The 19,553-nt window shown below is 67.4% G+C and carries 22 protein-coding genes; 17 read left to right on the top strand and 5 right to left on the bottom strand.

The window, feature by feature from the left end; genetic code table 11:
• The first annotated feature begins 230 nt into the window (after positions 1-230).
• The 5 genes from gshA (at position 231) to ptsP (ending at position 5,525) form a co-directional block, all read left to right on the top strand.
• Entirely contained in the window at positions 231-1,520 is a 1,290-nt protein-coding gene (gene gshA, locus ACFIMZ_RS17360; RefSeq protein WP_431820583.1) for a glutamate--cysteine ligase, read from the top strand.
• Positions 1,521-1,556: 36 nt separating this feature from the next.
• A complete protein-coding gene (gshB, locus tag ACFIMZ_RS17355) occupies positions 1,557-2,513 on the top strand; it encodes a glutathione synthase (protein ID WP_431820582.1) in 957 nt (318 codons plus the stop codon).
• Positions 2,514-2,742: 229 nt separating this feature from the next.
• Positions 2,743-3,213 (top strand): PTS sugar transporter subunit IIA, encoded by a 471-nt coding sequence (locus ACFIMZ_RS17350; protein WP_431820581.1) that lies wholly within the window; start codon positions 2,743-2,745, stop codon positions 3,211-3,213.
• Positions 3,214-3,284: 71 nt separating this feature from the next.
• Complete coding sequence (locus ACFIMZ_RS17345; RefSeq protein WP_431820580.1) at positions 3,285-3,554, top strand: HPr family phosphocarrier protein; 270 nt, start codon at positions 3,285-3,287, stop codon at positions 3,552-3,554.
• A 201-nt stretch (positions 3,555-3,755) separates the two neighbouring features.
• Positions 3,756-5,525 carry a phosphoenolpyruvate--protein phosphotransferase gene (ptsP, locus tag ACFIMZ_RS17340; RefSeq protein WP_431820579.1) on the top strand — a complete coding sequence of 590 codons (1,770 nt, stop codon included), beginning with the start codon at positions 3,756-3,758 and terminating at the stop codon, positions 5,523-5,525.
• 66 nt (positions 5,526-5,591) lie between these two features.
• Here the strand turns inward: ptsP and ACFIMZ_RS17335 are convergent, their stop codons facing one another.
• The 3 genes from ACFIMZ_RS17335 to gpmA all read right to left on the bottom strand — a co-directional run bounded on the left by ACFIMZ_RS17335 (position 5,592) and on the right by gpmA (position 8,993).
• Positions 5,592-6,344, bottom strand: a complete 753-nt coding sequence (locus ACFIMZ_RS17335; protein ID WP_431820578.1) for a HesA/MoeB/ThiF family protein — start codon at positions 6,342-6,344, stop codon at positions 5,592-5,594.
• 180 nt (positions 6,345-6,524) lie between these two features.
• On the bottom strand, positions 6,525-8,072 hold the full coding sequence (locus ACFIMZ_RS17330) for a S41 family peptidase (protein WP_431820577.1): 1,548 nt from the start codon (positions 8,070-8,072) through the stop codon (positions 6,525-6,527).
• 174 nt (positions 8,073-8,246) lie between these two features.
• Positions 8,247-8,993 (bottom strand): 2,3-diphosphoglycerate-dependent phosphoglycerate mutase, encoded by a 747-nt coding sequence (gpmA, locus tag ACFIMZ_RS17325; RefSeq protein ID WP_431820576.1) that lies wholly within the window; start codon positions 8,991-8,993, stop codon positions 8,247-8,249.
• Between the two features lie 135 nt (positions 8,994-9,128).
• Between gpmA and ACFIMZ_RS17320 the strand changes: the two genes are divergently transcribed.
• The 5 genes from ACFIMZ_RS17320 to ACFIMZ_RS17300 all read left to right on the top strand — a co-directional run bounded on the left by ACFIMZ_RS17320 (position 9,129) and on the right by ACFIMZ_RS17300 (position 12,009).
• On the top strand, positions 9,129-9,551 hold the full coding sequence (locus ACFIMZ_RS17320; protein WP_431820575.1) for a rhodanese-like domain-containing protein: 423 nt from the start codon (positions 9,129-9,131) through the stop codon (positions 9,549-9,551).
• Positions 9,548-9,808, top strand: a complete 261-nt coding sequence (grxC, locus tag ACFIMZ_RS17315; RefSeq protein WP_010090591.1) for a glutaredoxin 3 — start codon at positions 9,548-9,550, stop codon at positions 9,806-9,808. The genes ACFIMZ_RS17320 and grxC overlap by 4 nt, the downstream gene beginning before the upstream one ends.
• 100 nt (positions 9,809-9,908) lie before the next feature.
• Positions 9,909-10,391 (top strand): protein-export chaperone SecB, encoded by a 483-nt coding sequence (gene secB / locus ACFIMZ_RS17310; RefSeq protein ID WP_010090592.1) that lies wholly within the window; start codon positions 9,909-9,911, stop codon positions 10,389-10,391.
• A 26-nt stretch (positions 10,392-10,417) separates the two neighbouring features.
• On the top strand, positions 10,418-11,416 hold the full coding sequence (locus ACFIMZ_RS17305) for an NAD(P)H-dependent glycerol-3-phosphate dehydrogenase (RefSeq protein ID WP_431820574.1): 999 nt from the start codon (positions 10,418-10,420) through the stop codon (positions 11,414-11,416).
• A 68-nt stretch (positions 11,417-11,484) separates the two neighbouring features.
• Complete coding sequence (locus ACFIMZ_RS17300; RefSeq protein WP_431820573.1) at positions 11,485-12,009, top strand: O-acetyl-ADP-ribose deacetylase; 525 nt, start codon at positions 11,485-11,487, stop codon at positions 12,007-12,009.
• A 1-nt stretch (position 12,010) separates the two neighbouring features.
• Here ACFIMZ_RS17300 and trmL read toward each other — a convergent pair whose 3' ends face one another.
• Together trmL and ACFIMZ_RS17290 are read right to left on the bottom strand one after the other, a co-directional pair.
• A complete protein-coding gene (gene trmL, locus ACFIMZ_RS17295) occupies positions 12,011-12,481 on the bottom strand; it encodes a tRNA (uridine(34)/cytosine(34)/5-carboxymethylaminomethyluridine(34)-2'-O)-methyltransferase TrmL (RefSeq protein ID WP_431820572.1) in 471 nt (156 codons plus the stop codon).
• Positions 12,482-12,590: 109 nt separating this feature from the next.
• Positions 12,591-13,361 carry a phosphoribosyltransferase family protein gene (locus ACFIMZ_RS17290; protein ID WP_431820571.1) on the bottom strand — a complete coding sequence of 257 codons (771 nt, stop codon included), beginning with the start codon at positions 13,359-13,361 and terminating at the stop codon, positions 12,591-12,593.
• An 80-nt stretch (positions 13,362-13,441) separates the two neighbouring features.
• On the opposite strand from ACFIMZ_RS17290, the gene ACFIMZ_RS17285 reads away from it, so the two are divergent.
• The 7 genes from ACFIMZ_RS17285 to ACFIMZ_RS17255 all read left to right on the top strand — a co-directional run bounded on the left by ACFIMZ_RS17285 (position 13,442) and on the right by ACFIMZ_RS17255 (position 19,493).
• Entirely contained in the window at positions 13,442-14,407 is a 966-nt protein-coding gene (locus tag ACFIMZ_RS17285; protein WP_431820570.1) for a methyltransferase domain-containing protein, read from the top strand.
• Positions 14,408-14,602: 195 nt separating this feature from the next.
• Complete coding sequence (locus ACFIMZ_RS17280; RefSeq protein WP_431822521.1) at positions 14,603-15,139, top strand: DUF2244 domain-containing protein; 537 nt, start codon at positions 14,603-14,605, stop codon at positions 15,137-15,139.
• Between the two features lie 49 nt (positions 15,140-15,188).
• A complete protein-coding gene (gene coxB / locus ACFIMZ_RS17275; protein ID WP_431820569.1) occupies positions 15,189-16,769 on the top strand; it encodes a cytochrome c oxidase subunit II in 1,581 nt (526 codons plus the stop codon).
• Between the two features lie 43 nt (positions 16,770-16,812).
• Entirely contained in the window at positions 16,813-18,420 is a 1,608-nt protein-coding gene (gene ctaD / locus ACFIMZ_RS17270; protein WP_059612915.1) for a cytochrome c oxidase subunit I, read from the top strand.
• Positions 18,421-18,492: 72 nt separating this feature from the next.
• On the top strand, positions 18,493-18,633 hold the full coding sequence (locus ACFIMZ_RS17265; protein ID WP_088502125.1) for a cytochrome oxidase small assembly protein: 141 nt from the start codon (positions 18,493-18,495) through the stop codon (positions 18,631-18,633).
• Positions 18,634-18,656: 23 nt separating this feature from the next.
• Entirely contained in the window at positions 18,657-19,259 is a 603-nt protein-coding gene (locus tag ACFIMZ_RS17260) for a cytochrome c oxidase assembly protein (RefSeq protein WP_431820568.1), read from the top strand.
• Between the two features lie 33 nt (positions 19,260-19,292).
• A complete protein-coding gene (locus tag ACFIMZ_RS17255; RefSeq protein ID WP_431820567.1) occupies positions 19,293-19,493 on the top strand; it encodes a DUF2970 domain-containing protein in 201 nt (66 codons plus the stop codon).
• Positions 19,494-19,553 lie beyond the last annotated feature (60 nt).

Raw genomic sequence — 19,553 nt, 5'->3', positions numbered from 1 at the left:
GACGGCGGGCGGCCGCGACGCCGCCCCCGCGACGAATGAGCGCAGCGACTTCGGCCCGCCTTCCCGGCGGGTTTTTTTTCTCCTGCAACCGGGCCCGGCAGCGGGTAACCCTGCGCGCTATCGGGTCAATAGCCAGAAACTTCCTCCAAATCCTTGCGATCCCGGGAACAATCCCCAAATGGGCAATGCAATTGCTCTACAATCTTCATTCTCCCGCTCGCGAGTGATTCATGGTTCCCCACCTCGTTACGGCGTTAAACGGTCCGCTGCTTGAACTCGAGCAGAAGATCCTCGACGCCACGCCTGCGATCGAACGCTGGTTCAGGCTCGAATGGCAGGAACACACCCCGCCGTTCTACTGTTCGGTCGACCTGCGCAACGCCGGCTTCAAGCTGGCGCCCGTCGACGCCAACCTGTTTCCCGGCGGCTTCAACAACCTGCCGTCCGAAGTGCTGCCGCTCGCCGTGCAGGCGGCGATGGCCGCGATCGAGAAGATCTGCCCGGACGCGAAGAACCTGCTCGTGATTCCCGAGCTGCCGACCCGCAACGCGTTCTATCTGGAAAACGTCGCGCGGCTCGCGACGATCATGCGCCAGGCCGGCCTCAACGTGCGCTTCGGCTCGCTCGACCCGAGCATCACCGACATCACGCCGATCACGCTCGCCGACGGCCAGAAGATCGTGCTGGAGCCGCTCGAGCGCACGCCGCGCCGGCTCGGCCTGAAGAACTTCGACCCGTGCTCGATCCTGCTGAACAACGACCTGTCGGCCGGCATCCCGCCCGTGCTGGAAAACCTGCACGAGCAGTACCTGCTGCCGCCGCTGCACGCGGCCTGGGCGGTGCGCCGCAAGTCGACGCACTTCTCGTGCTATGACGACGTCGCGAAGAAGTTCGCGAAGATGGTCGGCGTCGATCCGTGGATGGTGAATCCGTATTTCGCGCACGTCGAGGGCGTCGACTGGCAGGGGCATGAAGGCGAGCAGGCGCTTACCGACGCGATCGACGGCGTGCTGAAGAAGATCGCGCGCAAGTATCGCGAGTACGGCATCAGCGAGAAGCCTTACGTCGTCGTGAAGGCCGATGCCGGCACCGCCGGGCGCGGCGTGATGACCGTGCACGACGCGGCCGAGATCGGCCGGATGTCGAAGGCGGAGCGCGCGCAGATGGCCGAATCGAAGGCCGGCGTCGCGGTGCGCGACGTGATCGTGCAGGAAGGCGTGTACACGTTCGAGCGGATCGGCGACGAGGTCGCGGAGCCGGTCGTCTACATGATCGACCGCTACGTGGTCGGCGGCTTCTACCGCACGCACGGCGGCCGCGAGCGCGACCAGAACCTGAACGCGCCGGGCATGCACTACGTGCCGCTCGGCTTCGAGCACACCGCGCTGCCGGATGCAGGCGCCAAGCCGGGCGCCGCGCCGCCGAACCGGTTCTACATGTACGGCGTCGTCGCGCGGCTGTCGCTGATCGCGTCGTCGATCGAACTGGAAAAGACCGATCCGGAAGCCATCCAGGTGTAACGGCCGCGCTGCCGGCACCGCAAAGACAGGACCCGCATGGACATTCTCTTTATCGCCGACCCGCTCGAGCGCTTCAAGATCTACAAGGATTCGACCTACGCGATGATGGCGGAGGCCGCGCGGCGCGGGCATGCGGTCTACGCATGCGAGCCGCACCAGCTCGCGTGGACGGGTTCGGGCGTCGAGGCGGACGTGCGGCGCGTGACGATCGTCGGCGACACGGCCGACCTGCACCGCCATCCGTGGTACGAGGCGGCCGCGCACGAGTCGCGCCTGCTGACGTCGTTCGACGCGGTGCTGATGCGCAAGGATCCGCCGTTCGACATGGAGTACGTGACGGCCACGTGGATGCTGGAAGTGGCCGAGCGCGCCGGCGCACGCGTGTTCAACAAGCCGCAGGCGATCCGCGATCATTCGGAGAAGCTCGCGATCGGCGAATTCCCGCAGTTCGTCGCGCCGACGCTCGTCACGCGCGATGCCGCGCGGCTGCGCGCGTTCCATGCCGAGCACGGCGACGTGATCGTGAAGCCGCTCGACGGCATGGGCGGGATGGGCGTGTTCCGCGTGAAGGCGGACGGGATGAATCTCGGCTCGATCATCGAGATGCTCGGCCACGACGGCACGCGTTCACTGATGATCCAGAAGTTCATCCCCGAGATCAAGGCGGGGGACAAGCGCATCCTGCTGATCGCAGGCGAGCCCGTGCCGTATTCGCTCGCGCGGATTCCGCAGGGCAGCGAGGTGCGCGGCAATCTCGCGGCGGGTGGCATCGGCGTCGCGCAACCGCTCACCGCGCGCGATCGCGAGATCGCCGAAACGCTTGGCCCGGTGCTGGCCGCACGCGGGCTGCTGCTGGTCGGGCTCGACGCGATCGGCGACTGGCTGACCGAGGTGAACGTGACGAGCCCCACGTGTTTCCGCGAGATCATGGAGCAGACGGGCTTCGACGTTGCCGCGATGTTCGTCGACGCGCTGGAGCGCGCGGCCGCGTAAGCCGCGCTGTTCGCGCAACGCCGGCGGCGGCCGCGCAGGTCCCCCGCCGCCGGAATGGCTCGGCCGGACAGGCCGACCGGCCTGCTACAATGCCCGCTCGCCCGGCGCTGCGTTTGGACGCGCCGAAGGCCCGGCGGCCGGGCCGAACCGTTGCAAGGCTTGAACATGAATCGATCCTCTCAATCGCGTTGCTCGTTGCCCGGCTCGGGGCGGACAGGCGGGTGCTGACATGGCAGGGATTCTGATCATCGCGCATGCCCCGCTCGCGACCGCGCTGCGGGACTGCATCGCGCACATCTACGGCGGCGTGCCCGCGCGCATCGGCTGCATCGACGTGCAGGCCGACAGCGATCCCGTCCAGGTGATGGCGTTCGCGCACGCGGAGCTCGCGCGGCTCAGGGAAGAAAACGGCGCAATCGTGCTGACCGACATGTACGGTGCGACGCCTGCGAACATCGCCGGCCAGCTCGCGAAGGTCACGGACGTGCGGGTGCTGGCGGGCGTCAACCTGCCGATGCTGGTGCGCGCGGTCTGCTACCGCACGTTGCCGCTCGACAAGCTCGTCGACAAGGCGCTGTCCGGCGGCGCGAAAGGCGTTCACGAAGTCGCGGCGGGCACGCCGCCGCCGCCGTCCGAGGTCGGCTGCGGCGCATGCGCGCCGATTCCGCCGGAGCCGTGCCCGCGCACCCGGTCGACGTGACCGGATTGCGTTCCCCGTTTTAGACCCGTTCGCCGGCGCTGGCCGCCGGCGGCCTCGACCGACCGAGAACCATGCTTCAACAAGAAACCACCATCGTCAATAAATTGGGGCTGCATGCGCGCGCATCGGCCAAGCTCACGCAACTGGCCGGCAATTTCCAGTCCGAAGTCTGGATGTCGCGCAACGGGCGCAAGATCAACGCGAAGAGCATCATGGGCGTGATGATGCTCGCGGCGGGCATCGGCAGCACGATCACGATCGAGACCGAAGGGCCGGACGAGAATGAAGCGATGGACGCGCTGCTCAAGCTGATCGCCGACAAGTTCGGCGAAGGGCAGTGACCCGCAGCACAGAATCGCTGCCGTTTCCAGTGAGAATGCCGCGCCTATCGCGGCATTTTTTTCGCAGGCACGATTGATGCGATTCGCGCAATGCTGCGCTGCATGCAGTCAGCAGCCACGCGCGGAATTTATAATCGCTATCGGGGTCATAAGCGCATCGCAGCGGTGCGCCGCGGCTGTTCATGTAAAGAGGAGGTGCGCGTGTCGTTCACGCTGCATGGCATTCCCGTCTCACGTGGTATCGCGATCGGTCGTGCGTATCTGATCGCGCCGGCGGCGCTCGACGTCGCCCATTACCTGATCGAGGCGAACCAGATCGACGTCGAGGTCGAGCGCTTCCGCGCGGCGCTCGCGGCCGTGCATCGCGAGCTCGACGCGCTTCGCGCGGACCTGACCGACGATACCCCGACCGAAGTGGGCGCATTCATCGACGTGCACGCGATGATCCTGAGCGACGCAATGCTCGTGCAGGAAACCATCGACCTGATCCGCACGCGCCGCTACAACGTCGAATGGGCGCTGACCGAGCAGCTCGACCTGCTCACGCGCCATTTCGACGACATCGAGGACGAATACCTGCGCGAACGCAAGGCCGACATCGAGCAGGTGGTCGAGCGCGTGCTGAAGGCGCTCGCGGGCGCGCCGTCCGCGTCGCAGGCGCTCGACGGCGCCGCGAAATCCGGCACCGACGAGATGATCGTCGTCGCGCACGACATCGCGCCGGCCGACATGATGCAGTTCAAGAGCCAGTCGTTCCAGGCGTTCGTCACCGATCTCGGCGGGCGCACGTCGCATACGGCGATCGTCGCGCGCAGCCTCGGCATTCCGGCGGCGGTCGGCGTGCAGCACGCGAGCACGCTGATCCGGCAGGACGATCTGATCATCGTCGACGGCGACCAGGGCATCGTGATCGTCGATCCGGCGCCGATCGTCCTCGAGGAGTATTCGTACCGGCAGTCCGAAAAGGCGCTCGAGCAACGCAAGCTGCAGCGTCTCAAGTTCTCGCCGACGCAAACGTTATGCGGCACCAAGATCGACCTGTACGCGAACATCGAGCTGCCCGACGACGCGAAAGCGGCGGTCGAGGCGGGCGCGGTCGGCGTCGGGCTGTTCCGCTCCGAATTCCTGTTCATGCACCAGAAGGCGATGCCGGAGGAAGAGGAGCAATTCGCCGCGTACAAGCGCGCGGTCGAATGGATGAAGGGCATGCCGGTGACGATCCGCACGATCGACGTCGGCGCCGACAAGCCGCTCGAAGCGCTTGACGAAGGCTACGAGACCGCGCCGAACCCGGCGCTCGGCCTGCGCGCGATCCGCTGGAGCCTGTCCGAGCCGCAGATGTTTCTCACGCAGTTGCGCGCGATCCTGCGCGCGTCCGCGTTCGGGCAGGTGAAGATCCTGATCCCGATGCTCGCGCACGCGCAGGAGATCGACCAGACGCTCGACCTGATTCGCGAGGCGAAGCGCCAGCTCGACGACGCGGGCCTCGCATACGATCCGAACGTGCGGATCGGCGCGATGATCGAGATTCCGGCGGCGGCGATCGCGTTGCCGCTGTTCCTGAAGCGTTTCGATTTCCTGTCGATCGGCACCAACGACCTGATCCAGTACACGCTCGCGATCGACCGCGCGGACAACGCGGTCGCGCATCTGTACGACCCGCTGCATCCGGCGGTGCTGCACCTGATCGCGTACACGCTGCGCGAAGCGAAGCGTGCCGGGGTGCCGGTGTCGGTATGCGGGGAGATGGCGGGCGATCCGGCGCTGACGCGCCTCTTGCTCGGCATGGGCCTCACCGAGTTCTCGATGCAAACGAGCCAGTTGCTCGTCGTCAAGCAGGAGATCCTGCGCGCGCACCTGAAGGCGCTCGAAAAGCCGACGGCCGATGTGCTCGCGGCGTTCGAGCCCGAGGAAGTGCAGTCGGCGCTGCAGCGCCTGTCGACCGCCGAGCCGCACGCGGACGCGGCCTAGGGCGTGAACACGCCCTAGGGCGGTTTCACACGCCCACGTTCCTGCACGCGGGGCGTGGGCCGCGCGTCAGTGCCGCCCGCCGCACACCGGGCAGTCCGCCTGGCGTGCGATCTTCATCGTCGTCCATTCCATCCGCAGCGCATCGAGCATCATCAGCCGGCCGTTCAGCGTCGCGCCGATGCCGCCGATCACGCGCAGCGCCTCGGCGGCCTGCATCGCGCCGATGATTCCGACCGTCGGCGCGAACACGCCCATCGTCGCGCACGCGACTTCCTCGAACGGCTGGTCTTCCGGAAACACGCACGCGTAGCAGGGCGCATCGGCGCGCCGGAAGTCGAACGTGCTGATCTGGCCGTCGAAGCGCAGCGCCGCGCCCGACACGAGCGGCACGCGGTGCGCGACGCACGCGCGGTTGATCGCGTGGCGGGTCGCGAAATTGTCGGTGCAGTCGAGCACGACGCTCGCCTGCGGCACGTGCGCGTCGAGCCACCCGCCGTCGACGCGCTCGGCGACCGCGTGCACGGTCACGTCGGGGTTGAGCTGCGCGAGCGTGTCGCGCCCCGACTCCACCTTCCTGCGGCCGACCGATGCGGTCACGTGCAGGATCTGCCGCTGCAGGTTCGTGAGATCGACCGTGTCCGCGTCGACGAGCGTGATCGTGCCGACGCCGGACGCCGCGAGGTACATCGCAGCGGGCGAACCGAGCCCGCCCGCGCCGACGACGATCGCATGCGCGTCGAGAAAGCGCTGCTGCGCTTCGATGCCGATTTCGTCGACGAGGATGTGGCGGGAGTAGCGGAGAAGTTGATCGTCGTTCATGAGCGGGGGCGGGCGAAGAGCGGGGCGGACCTGCTTATTCTAGGGCCTGCCCGCACGGGTGGCGGGCAGGCGAACGTGCTGTGCCGGCCGGGGCGGCATCGATCTGTGCGCGGCGGCGCGCCCAAACAAAACGGGCCATCGCGGGGTTGCCGCGATGGCCCGTCGGGTGCCGGCCGGCGCTTACTGCGGTGCCGGCGCGGGCTTCGGCGCGGATGCCGGCTTGGCGGCGGACGCCTTCGGCGCCGGCTTCGCAGCCGACTTGCCGGCCGGGGCCTGCGTGCTCTCGGCGAGCAGCGACTTCGATGCCAGCACCGGCTTGCCTTCGAGCTTCGCGAGCGCCTGCTGCATCATGAAGTCCTCCGGGCTGCCGAACTCGATCGGCTTGCGATCGCGGTCCTTCTGGCGCTGCTCCGGCGTCTTCTTGTCGTTCTGCTCCTCGAGAATGCGGAGCTGGTCCATCCGGCGCTGCTCGCGCTCTTCCTGCTCCTTCTTCTCGTTCGGATCCTGCGTGTTCGCGAGGTGGTTCGTGTAGTCGACTTCGCGCGTCACGAGCACGTCGTCCGGATCGCCGTCCGCGTACTGGTCGACCGGCACGTCCGGCGTGATGCCCTTGTTCTGGATCGAGCGGCCGCTCGGCGTGTAGTAGTAGGCGGTCGTCAGCCGCAGCGCGGTGTCGGCCGTCATCGGACGGACCGTCTGCACCGAGCCCTTGCCGAACGTCGTCTTGCCCATGATGGTCGCGCGCTTTGAATCCTGCAGCGCGCCCGCGACGATTTCCGACGCGGAAGCCGAATACGCATTCGTCAGCACGACGATCGGCACGGTCTTGAAGACCGGCGGCAGGCTCTTCAGCGGATCGCCGTCGAACGACGGCAGGCGGTAATTGTCGTAGGTGTCGCGGTAGACCTGCTTCGAATCGGGGATCTGGCCGTTGGTCGACACGACGACGGAATCCGGCGGCAGGAACGCGCCCGCGACGCCGACCGCGCTCTGCAGCAGGCCGCCGCCGTTGTTGCGCAGATCGAGGATCAGGCCCTTCACGTTCGGCTGCTGGCGCGCGATGTCCTGCAGCCTTGCTGCGAGATCGGGCGTCGTGCGCTCCTGGAAGCTCGTGATGCGGATGTACGCGTAGCCCGGGTCGAGCATCTTCAGCTTCACGCTCTGCACGCGGATCACCGCACGGGTGACCGTGATCGGGAACGTGCGGTCATCGCTCTTGCGGAAGATCGTCAGCGTGACCTTGGTGCCCGGCTCGCCGCGCATCTGCTTGACCGCCTTGTCGAGCGTCATGCCGCGCACCGGCTTGTCGTTGATGCGGGTGATCAGGTCGCCCGGACGGATGCCGGCGCGAAACGCCGGGGTGTCCTCGATCGGGGAGATCACCTTGACGAGGCCGTCTTCCTGCGAGATCTCGATGCCGAGACCCGCGAAGCGGCCCTTCGTCTGCTCCTGCAGTTCCTCGTAGTCGGTCTTGTCGAGGAACGACGAGTGCGGGTCGAGGCTCGACACCATGCCCTTGATCGCCGCCGTCAGCAGCTTCTTGTCGTCGACCGGCTCGACGTACTCGCGCTTGATCTGGCCGAACACCTCGGCGAACAGGCGCAGCTGGTCGAGCGGAAGCGGCGCCGTGACGGTCTGCTCGGCCGACGCGGAGATTTGCAGCGTGGCGAACACGCCCGTGGCAAGGCCCGCGGCAATCAGGCCGATGTTCTTCAATTTCATACGCATAGAGATCTGGTGCGGTCGGGAAGCGCGTGGCGGTAGCGGGGGTTGAGCGGACAAGTATAACTGTTCGTCCGGCGGGGCAGTGGAAAGGACCGAAACCGGTTCGACCGCGCCCGGGCGAAGAGGTTCGCGCGGGCGCCCGCCGCGCCGGCGCGGGGCCGGCACGGCGGGGCGGGATCAGCCCGCCTTGCCCTGCTTCGCGACGGCGGCCTGGGCCTTCGCGATCGCGTCCTGGTCGCCGAGGTAGTAGCGCTTCACCGGCTTCAGGTTTTCGTCGAGTTCATAGACGAGCGGCACGCCGTTCGGGATGTTCAGCCCGACGATGTCGCTGTCCGAGATGCCGTCGAGATACTTGATCAGCGCGCGCAGCGAGTTGCCGTGCGCGGCGATCAGCACCTGCTTGCCGCCCCTGATCGCCGGCGCGATCGACTCGTTCCACAGCGGCAGCACGCGCGCGACCGTGTCCTTCAGGCATTCCGTGAGCGGCAGCTGCTCGCGCGGCACGCGCGCGTAGCGCGGGTCCGCGAACGGCGCGCGCTCGTCGGTCGGCTCCAGCGCGGGCGGCGGCGTGTCGTAGCTGCGGCGCCAGACGAGCACCTGCTCGTCGCCGAACTTCGCGGCCGTTTCCGCCTTGTTCAGGCCCGACAGCGCGCCGTAGTGGCGCTCGTTGAGGCGCCACGAGTGCACGACGGGCAGGTACATCAGGTCCATGCGGTCCTGCACGTGCCACAGCGTGCGGATCGCGCGCTTGAGCACCGACGTGTACGCGATGTCGAACGTGTAGCCGGCTTCCTTGAGCAGTTCGCCGGCCTGGTAGGCCTCGTTGCAGCCTTGCTCGGTCAGGTCGACGTCGACCCAGCCGGTGAAGCGGTTTTCCTTGTTCCACGTCGATTCGCCGTGGCGGATGAGGACGAGCTTGTACATAGATGCTTGCGGTCGGTAGTGAAGGAAGCGGTGCGCGTCGCACGGCGCCCGGGACGGGCCCGCCATCGCGCAAGGCGGTTATTTTATAATGGCCGGATTGTCCTTTTCCGATTTCTCTCTTTCCGGCGGAATTCCGTGAGTTTCTTTACCGATTACACGAACCTGGCCCTTGTCGCGATCCTGCTGGTGTCCGGCGGCCTGCTTGCGTTTCCGGCGCTGCGCCGCGGCCGCGGCGGCCTGTCGGCCGCGGAGGCGACCCAGCTCATCAATCGCCGCAACGCGGTCGTGATCGACGTGCGGCCGGCGTCCGAGTTCGCCGCCGGCCACCTGCCGTCGGCGCGCCAGGTCGAAGCCGGCGAGATCGGCGCGAAGATCGCGCAGGTCGCGAAGAACAAGAGCACCCCGGTGCTGCTCGTGTGCCAGAACGGCCAGCAGTCGCAGAAGGCGGCGCGCGCGGTCGAGGCGGCGGGCTATGCCGAGGTGCACGTGCTCGAGGGCGGCGTCGCCGCGTGGCAGCAGGCCGGGATGCCGGTCGTCAAACAAGGAGTGGCGAAGTGAACAAAGTGGTCATGTACAGCACCCAGGTGTGCCCGTATTGCATCCAGGCCGAGCGGCTCCTGAAGCTGCGCGGCGTCGAGCAGATCGAGAAGGTGCTGATCGACAAGGATCCGGCGCGCCGCGAGGAAATGATGTCGCGCACCGGCCGCCGCACGGTGCCGCAGATCTATATCGGCGACACGCACGTCGGCGGCTACGACGATCTGTCGACGCTCGACCGCGCAGGCGGCCTCGTGCCGCTTCTGCAAGCCGCCTGATTAGGGCAGAATGGCCGCCGGTCGCGCGGCCACGCGCGCAGGATCAACCGGGGCGGCCGGCGCAGGCCGGCCGCCTCGTCACCACATTTAGGGAAACAACATGTCCGACGTCGAAAACCAACCGTTCTTCAACATCCAGCGCGTCTACCTGAAGGATATGTCGCTCGAGCAGCCGAATTCGCCGGCGATCTTCCTCGAGCAGGACATGCCGTCGGTTGAAGTCGAAGTCGACGTGAAGGCCGAGCGTCTCGCCGAAAGCGTGTTCGAAGTCGTCGTGTCGGGCACCGTGACCGCGAAGGTGAAGGACAAGGTCGCGTTCCTGATCGAGGCGAAGCAGGCCGGCATTTTCGACATTCGCAACATTCCTGACGAACAGCTCGACCCGCTCGTCGGCATCGCATGCCCGACGATCCTGTTCCCGTACCTGCGCTCGAACATCGCCGACGCGATCACGCGCGCGGGCTTCCCGCCGATCCACCTCGCCGAGATCAACTTCCAGGCGCTGTACGAGCAGCGTCTCGCGCAGCTCCAGCAGCAACAGGCTGGTGCGGCCGGCGCGCCGAACGGCTCGGCGCTGAACTGAGGGACGAGCAAGGACCGGTGCTGGGTATGAAAGTAGCCGTTCTCGGCGCCGGTGCCTGGGGCACCGCGCTCGCGGGCCATCTGGCCGCGCGGCACGATACGCTTCTGTGGGCGCGCGACGCCGCGCTCATCGCCGGGCTGCAGGCCCGGCACGAGAATTCCCGCTATCTCGACGGCATCGCGCTGCCCGATGCACTGCGCTACGACGCGGATTTCGCCGCGGCGCTCGCGCACGGCGCCGCGGACGACGCGCTGTGCGTGATCGGCGCGCCCGTCGCCGGCCTGCGCGCGCTGTGCCGCGCGATGCGCGACGCGGGCTGCGTGCCCGCGCACGTGATCTGGGTCTGCAAGGGCTTCGAGGCGGACACGCATCTGCTGCCGCATCAGGTGATTGCCGCCGAACTGCCGGAACAGCGCAGCAACGGCGTGCTGTCGGGCCCAAGCTTCGCGCGCGAGGTCGGCCAGGGGCTGCCGGTCGCGCTGACGATCGCGAGTGCGTCGGCCGCCTGCCGCGACCGCACGCTTTCGGCGTTCCATCACGGCGCGATGCGGATCTATACCGGCGACGACGTGGTCGGCGTCGAGGTCGGCGGCGCGGTGAAGAACGTGCTGGCGATCGCGACCGGCATCGCCGACGGCCTCGGCCTCGGCCTGAACGCGCGTGCCGCGCTGATCACGCGGGGCCTCGCGGAAATGTCGCGGCTCGGCGTCGCGCTCGGCGGCCGCGCGGAGACCTTCACGGGCCTCGCGGGCCTCGGCGACCTGATCCTCACCGCGACGGGCGACCTGTCGCGCAACCGCACGGTCGGCCTGCAACTGGCCGCCGGCCGCTCGCTGAACGACATCCTCGCCGCGCTCGGCCACGTCGCCGAAGGCGTGCGCTGCGCGCAGGCGGTGCTTGCGATCGCGCGCGAGCACGCGATCGAAGTGCCGATCACCGAAGCCGTGTGCGGCGTGCTGTTCGACGGCGTCGCGCCGCGCGACGCGGTCAGCGGCCTGTTGCGGCGGGACGCGCGCGCGGAGTAGCGCGGCGGTCGCATCGCCGCGCAAAGCGGATTACGCTTGAACCATCTCCGGCATTCGAGGAGGTCGCCATGCTGCAGATCGGTTCCACCACGCTCGACGCGCAGGTCGTCGACATCACGACGCTCGCGGTCGACGCGATCGTCAACGCTGCAAACAGCTCGCTGCTCGGCGGGGGCGGCGTCGACGGCGCGATCCATCGCGCGGCCGGCCCGGGCCTCGTCGCCGAATGCCGCACGCTCGGCGGCTGCCAGACCGGCGACGCGAAACTCACGCGCGGCCACGGGCTGCCGGCCAGGTACGTGATTCATGCGGTCGGCCCGGTGTGGCACGGCGGCACGCAGAACGAGGCCGAGATGCTCGCGTCGTGCTACCGCCGCGCGATCGAGCTGGCCGAAGAGGTCGCGTGCACGTCGATCGCGTTTCCTGCGATCAGCTGCGGGGTTTACCGTTATCCGGCCGCGCAGGCAGTCGACATCGCCGTCGATACGGTCGTCGACATGCTGCCGCAGGCGCCGAACCTCGCACGCGTGGTGTTCGCGTGCTTTTCTCCCGACATATACGAGCTGTATCGCGTGCGGCTCGCACGTCGATAGCTCAGGCGCCGCCTTCGAAGCCGGCCTGGCGCCACGCCTCGAACACGACCACCGCGACCGTGTTCGACAGGTTCAGGCTGCGGTTGCCCGGCCGCATCGGCAGGCGCACGCGCTGCTCGTTCGCGAACCGCTCGAGCAGCGGGGCGGGCAGGCCGCGCGTTTCCGAGCCGAACACGAACCAGTCGCCCGGCTGGAACGCATGGTCGTGGAAGCGGCCGGAGCCGCGTGTCGTGAACGCGAACATCCGCGCGGGATCGGGCGTCTCGGCCGCGACGAACGCATCCCAGTCCGGATGCACGCGCATTTGCGCGTATTCGTGATAGTCGAGGCCCGCGCGGCGCATCTTGGCGTCGTCGAGCGGAAAGCCGAGCGGCTCGATCAGGTGCAGCCGCGCGCCGGTATTCGCGCACAGGCGGATCACGTTGCCGGTGTTCGGCGGAATTTCGGGGGCGACGAGGACGACGTTGAACATGTTTCGGTTTCGGATGGCGGTTTCCGGCGCGCCCCCGTTGCGGGGCGGCGGCCGGACCGGCCGGTTTGTCACGAGCGCGGCCGCGGGTGGGCGGCCGGCTTCTCTCTAATTAATCCCTGGCGGTGCGCAGCGCAACCAGATTCGTCACGCGCGCGGCGCCTGCCGCCTTGAGCGCGTGCGCCGCGGCGGCCAGCGTCGCGCCCGACGTCATCACGTCGTCGACGAGCGCGACATGGCGGCTGGCGACATCGTGCGCGACCGTGAAGGCCGACGCGACGTTGTCGCGCCGCGCACGCCGGTCGAGCCGCGACTGCGGCGCCGTTTCCACCACGCGCGCGAGCAGCGTCGCGTCGGCCGGCACGCCGAGCCGGCGCGCGAGCGGCCGCGCGATCGCCCACGCCTGGTTGTAGCCGCGCGCGGCGAGCCGGGCATGCGCGAGCGGCACCGGCGCGATCACGTCGAAGCCGCCGTCCGCGCCGCGCGTGTCGGCGAGCAGCCGGGCGAGCCGGCCGGCGAACTCCGCGCCGAGCGCGAGCCGCGCGTGGAATTTCAGTCCGCGCGCCAGGCCATCGAGCGGCGCCCGGTAATCGGCGAGCGCGAGTGTCGCATCGAACGGCGGCGGCGTGGCGCGGCACGCGTCGCACCGGTACCCGGCCGCGCGCCGCGCGTGCCCCGGGGCGAGCGGCGCCGCGCAGACAGCGCAGCGCAGGCGCGCTTCGTTCCAGTACGCCGCATCGCATCCGGCGCAGATCACCGCGCGTGACAAATTGCCGCACAGCGCGCAGCGGTTCGGCAGCGCGATCGCCGCAACGCGTGCAAGCTGCGCGACAGCCTGCGACATAACGACGCGGATCGGCGGCGGAAACGGGCGGCGATTCATCGGCAGGCTCCTCAATCTGGCCTCAATGAAGCTTCCGGGGCGAGCGAGTATACTTCGGGCTCTTCGCCAGTTTGCCCGACATGTCCCCACCTTCGACCATCTCCGGCCGTCCGGCCTATGACGCGAGGCGCTTGCGTCGGATCTTCGACCGCCGCGCGGCCACGTTCGACGCGGTTGCGTTCCTGCCGCGCGAGATTGCACACCGGATGTGCGAGCGTCTCGAATACATCAAGGTGAGCCCCGCCGCCGTGCTCGACGCGGGCTGCGGCGCGGGCGACGACCTGCCGGCGCTGCGCGCGCGCTTTCCCGAGGCGCCGGTGTTCGGCGTCGACCTGTCGGGCGCGATGCTCGCGCGGGCGGGGCAGCGCGAGATCGACCAGACGAGCTGGCGCCGCTGGCTGCCCGCGTCGCTCGGCAAGGCGCTCGGCCAGCGCGGCCCGCGCGTCGCGCAGGCTGACTTCTCGGCGCTGCCGTTCGCGGCCGGCGCATTCGACCTGATCTGGTCGAATCTCGCGCTGCACTGGCATTGCCGCCCCGACACGGTGCTGCCCGAGTGGCAGCGCGTGCTGCGCGTCAACGGCCTCCTGATGTTCAGTACGCTCGGCCCCGACACGCTGCGCGAGCTGCGCGCGGCCTGCGGCGAGGCCGAGGCCGCGCTCGGCATGGCGCCCGCCGCGCCCCGCGTGATCGATTTCGTCGACATGCACGACCTCGGCGACATGCTCGTCGAGAGCGGATTCGAGATTCCCGTGATGGACCAGGAAGTGCTGACCGTCACCTACAAGTCCCCCGATTCGCTGCTGGCCGACGTGCGCCGCTGGGGCGCCTATCCATTCGAGCGCGCGGCGCCGCAGCGCGCGACGCGGCGCTTCCGGCAGGCGCTCTGCGACGCGCTCGACGCGCGCCGGCGCGCGGACGGCACGATCCCGCTGACCTTCGAGGTGATCTACGGGCACGCGTGGAAGGCCGTGCCGCGCACGACCGCGGAAGGGCACGGCATCGTCCGCATCGAGGATATCGGAAAGGGGCGTCCGAAGAATCGGTAAAGCGGTAAAGAGGGGTTTTGTTATGTCTGAGATTAGCAGCGCAAGGCGCGGTCAAAATTGCCCCGAAAACGGCCGGAAAGCTTGTCGCGCTTGGCTCGCGGGGCGATAGGCGTTTGCTTGTGGATGCCATTGAACCCGCCTATAATGCGTCAGCTTGTCGCCCCGGGGTCCCCGCAATACGGGGTGGCGAGTCCGATGCAGGCATGCATCGCATGCCATTCGCGTGAGGCGGCGATGGAAGCAGCGCGTGTTTCGACTGATTCGGCGGATGCCGTAGTGGTTGCGGAACCTGTCCTCGAGGACTGGCTCATGAAGCGCAACTGTTCGATGTCGCCGCGCCAGTTCGTGCTGTTTTACGCGTCGCTCGCAGGCTTTTCGCTGGCGATCGCGGCAATGCTGATGTGGCGGGGGGCATGGCTCATCATGCCTTTTACCGGAATCGAGCTGCTGGCGGTGGGCGTCGCGTTTGCGATCTACGCGCGGCATGCGGTCGATTACGAGCGCATCAGGCTGTTTCCGCACCGGCTCCTGATCGAGCGGATGAATGCGGAACAGCTCACGCAGATCGAATTCAACCCGCGCTGGGTGCGGGTCGAGCCGGGCGCGACGCCACGCGATCCGATTCGGCTGGTATCGCGCGGGCAGACCGTCGTGATCGGGCAGCATCTCGCGCAGTACAGGCGCGCACAGTTCGCCGACGAACTGCGCGCGTCGCTCCGGCGCTGCGGCTGAGCAGGTTGGCCGGCGCGGCGCAGGCGGCTGGCGACGGGGGAGGGTTTGAATGGAAATTTTGGGTAAGGATGCTATGAAAACAATCAAGCGAGCCCTCACGGGCGTGCTGGCATGCAGCGGACTGCTCTTTGCCGGTGCCGCTCTGGCGGTCGGTGACAGCCCGGGCGGTCCCCGCGTCAACGAGATCAACTTTCAGCCGCCTGTCACGAAGATCGCCGAGGAGCTCTACGACCTCCACACGATGATGCTGATCCTCTGTACGGTGATCTTCGTCGGCGTGTTCGGCGTGATGTTCTATTCGATCTTCGCGCACCGCAAATCCAAGGGCCACAAGGCCGCCAATTTCCATGAAAGCACGACCGTCGAAATCATCTGGACGATCGTGCCGTTCATCATCGTCGTGCTGATGGCGCTGCCGGCCACCAAGGCCGTCGTCGCGATGAAGGACACGACGAACGCCGATCTCACGGTCAAGGTCACCGGCTACCAGTGGAAGTGGGGCTACGACTACGTGAAGGGCCCGGGCGAGGGCATCAGCTTCCTGTCGACGCTGTCGACCCCGCGCGATGAAGTGATGGGCAAGAAGCCGATCACCGACACCTATCTGCAGGAAGTCGACAACCCGCTCGTCGTGCCGGTCAACAAGAAGGTCCGCATCATCACGACCGCGAACGACGTCGTCCACTCGTGGTACGTGCCCGCGTTCGGCGTGAAGCAGGATGCGATCCCGGGCTTCGTGCGCGACACGTGGTTCAAGGCTGACAAGGTCGGCACCTTCCGCGGCTTCTGTACCGAACTGTGCGGCAAGGAGCACGCGTACATGCCGGTCGTGGTCGAAGTGCTGTCGGACGAAGACTACGCGAAGTGGGTCAGCGCGCAGAAGGCCAAGCTGGCCGGCGCGGCGGTCGACCCGAACAAGGTTTACACGATGGCCGAGCTGGTGTCGCACGGCGAGGAAGTCTACAAGGCGAACTGCGCGGCGTGCCACCAGGCGAACGGCAAGGGCGTCGGCGCGTTCCCGGCGATCGACGGCGGCAAGATCTCCAACGGCCCGATCGCCGGCCACCTCGAGCAGGTGCTGAAGGGCAAGGGCGCGATGCCGTCGTGGGCGTCGCTGTCGGACCTCGACATCGCGTCGGTCATCACCTACGAGCGCAACTCGTGGGGCAACCACAAGAACGACCTGCTGCAACCGAAGCAGGTGGCGGACGCGCGTAACGGCAAGCTGCCGGAAGAAACCGCGGGCGCAGCGCCGGCGGAAGCAGCTTCGGCGCCGGAGCAGGCGGCCTCGGGCGCAGCCGCGCCGGCGGCCACGGCCGCGCTGTCGACGATCTATTTTGAAACGGGCAAGAGCACGCTGCCGGCCGACGCGCAGTCGGCGATCGCGGCGGCGGCGGACTATGCGAAGGCGCATCCGGACGCAAAGCTCGCGCTGTCGGGCTTCACCGACAAGTCGGGCTCGACCGACGCGAACGCCGAACTGGCCAAGCACCGCGCGCAAGCCGTGCGCGACGCGCTGAAGGCGGCGGGCGTGGCGGAAGACCACATCATTCTGAAGAAGCCGGAAACGATCACGGGCGGGGCGGACGCGAAGGAAGCCCGGCGTGTCGAGATCGGCCCGGCGGCCTGACGTGTCGCTGTGTTTGTCGACGTATTCGCATTAGGAGATTCTCATGTCTAGCATCGGGCACGACGTAGCAGCGGGCCACGCGCACGACGACCACGCGCACGAAACCCCGCACGGCTGGCGGCGCTGGCTGTTCGCCACCAACCACAAGGACATCGGTACGCTGTACCTGCTGTTCTCGTTCATCATGTTCCTGTCGGGCGGCGTCATGGCGCTCGCGATCCGCGTCGAGCTGTTCGAGCCGGGCCTGCAGATCATGCGTCCCGAGTTCTTCAACGAGCTCACGACGATGCACGGCCTGATCATGGTGTTCGGCGCGATCATGCCGGCGTTCGTCGGCTTCGCGAACTGGATGATCCCGCTGCAGATCGGCGCATCCGACATGGCGTTCGCGCGGATGAACAACTTCAGCTTCTGGCTGCTGCCGGTCGCCGCTGTCCTGCTGGTCGGCTCGTTCTTCGCGCCGGGCGGCGCGACGGCCGCGGGCTGGACGCTGTATGCGCCGCTGTCGACGCAGATGGGCCCGGGCATGGACTTCGCGATCTTCGCGGTGCACATCATGGGCGCGTCGTCGATCATGGGCGGCATCAACATCGTCGTGACGATCCTGAACATGCGCGCGCCGGGCATGACGCTGATGAAGATGCCGATGTTCGCGTGGACGTGGCTGATCACCGCGTACCTGCTTATCGCGGTGATGCCGGTGCTCGCAGGCGCGATCACGATGGTGCTGTTCGACCGCCACTTCGGCACGTCGTTCTTCAACGCGGCAGGCGGCGGCGACCCGGTGATGTACCAGCACATCTTCTGGTTCTTCGGCCACCCCGAGGTGTACATCATGATTCTGCCGGCGTTCGGGATCGTGTCGCAGGTGATCCCGGCGTTCGCGCGCAAGACGCTGTTCGGCTACAGCTCGATGGTGTACGCGACGGCTTCGATCGCGATCCTGTCGTTCATGGTCTGGGCGCACCACATGTTCGCGACCGGCATGCCGGTGACGGGCCAGCTGTTCTTCATGTACGCGACGATGCTGATCGCGGTGCCGACGGGCGTGAAGGTGTTCAACTGGCTCGCGACGATGTGGCGCGGCTCGATGACCTTCGAAACCCCGATGCTGTTCGCGATCGGCTTCCTGTTCGTGTTCACGTTCGGCGGCCTGACGGGCCTGATGCTGGCAATGGCGCCGCTCGACATCCAGTACCACGGCACCTACTTCGTGGTCGCGCACTTCCACTACGTGCTGGTGGCCGGTTCTCTGTTCGCGCTGTTCGCGGGCTGGTACTACTGGTCGCCGAAGTGGACGGGCTGGATGTACAACGAGACGCGCGGCAAGATCCACTTCTGGGCGTCGATGATCTTCTTCAACCTGACGTTCTTCCCGATGCACTTCGTCGGTCTCGCGGGCATGCCGCGCCGCTATGCGGACTACCCGGCGCAGTTCACGGACTTCAACCAGGTCGCGACGATCGGCGCGTTCGGCTTCGGTCTCGCGCAGGTGTACTTCCTGTTCGCGGTCGTGCTGCCGGCATACCGTGGCGGCGGCGAGCTGGAAAAGGCGTCCGACAAGCCGTGGGACGGCGCGACGGGCCTCGAGTGGACGGTGCCGAGCCCGGCTCCTTTCCACACGTTCGAGCACCCGCCGACCGTCGAGTAAGTTTCACCGGATGTTCCGCCTTCGCCTGCCGCCGCAGGCAGGCGAGGCGGAATGTTCTACAGCAGGTTTCAGATGAACCGGAATCCACAACAAAGACGCACGCCCGAGCAGATCCGCGCGGGCAACAAGCGGCTCGGCCTGATTCTGCTTGCGATCGTCGCCGTCTTTTTTGTGGGTGTCGTGATCAAGCAGTGGTGGCTGTCCACACACTGACGCAGTAGCGAGGAAGCTGTCGTATGTCGAAGCCGGAAGCGGAGAGCACGGATCGCGCGTTCAACCGTTCGATGCTGATGAAGCTCATCGTCGTGGCCGGGCTGATGTTCGGCTTCGGTTTCGCGCTGGTGCCGATGTATCGCGCGATTTGCCAGATCACCGGCATCAACAACCTCGTGCAGCGCGACGTCAGCGAGCGCGAGGCGAAGAACACGCAGGTGGACAAAAGCCGCACCGTGTCGGTCGAGTTCGACGCGAACGCGCGCGGCCCGCTGGGTTTCAAGCCGGAGCACAACAGCCTCGACGTGCATCCGGGCGAGTTGACGACGATCGTGTACGACGTGACGAACGGCCAGAACCATCCGGTCGTCGCGCAGGCGATCCCGAGCTACGCGCCGAAGCAGGCGACGGAGTTCTTCAAGAAGATCGAGTGCTTTTGCTTCACGCAGCAGACGCTGGCCGCGAACGAGTCGCGCAAGATGCCGGTGGTGTTCGTGATCGATCCGAAATTGCCGAAGGACGTGAAGACGATCACGCTGTCGTACACGTTCTTCGAACTGAATACGCCGGCCCAGGCGGCAGCCGGCGCGGCGAAGCAGTCCGGCTCGACGAAGCCGGGCGCATGATGATGGAGGCGGGGCGATGATGGAGGCGGGGCGATGACGGAGGTCAAGCGTAGCGGCTCGTTCGGCCAGGCAGTGAAGGCGGTGCTGTGGTCGTTCTTCGGCGTGCGCAAGCGGCGCGACCTGGAAGCCGACGCGACGCAACTGAACCCGCTGCACGTGCTGATCGTCGCGCTGATCGCGGCCGGCGTGTTCATCGGCGTGCTGATCCTGATCGTGCGCGCCGTCGTGGGCTGAGGCCTGCGGCAGCAACAGAATGCAAGCGGCGCGCCCCTGGCGGGCCGCGAAGGAAAGAGC

It is taken from the genome of Burkholderia sp. F1 (assembly GCF_050813845.1).
Taxonomy (GTDB): domain Bacteria; phylum Pseudomonadota; class Gammaproteobacteria; order Burkholderiales; family Burkholderiaceae; genus Burkholderia; species Burkholderia ubonensis.
Note: the sequence above shows the minus strand (reverse complement) of the source record. Positions and strands in the feature narration are given on the sequence as shown.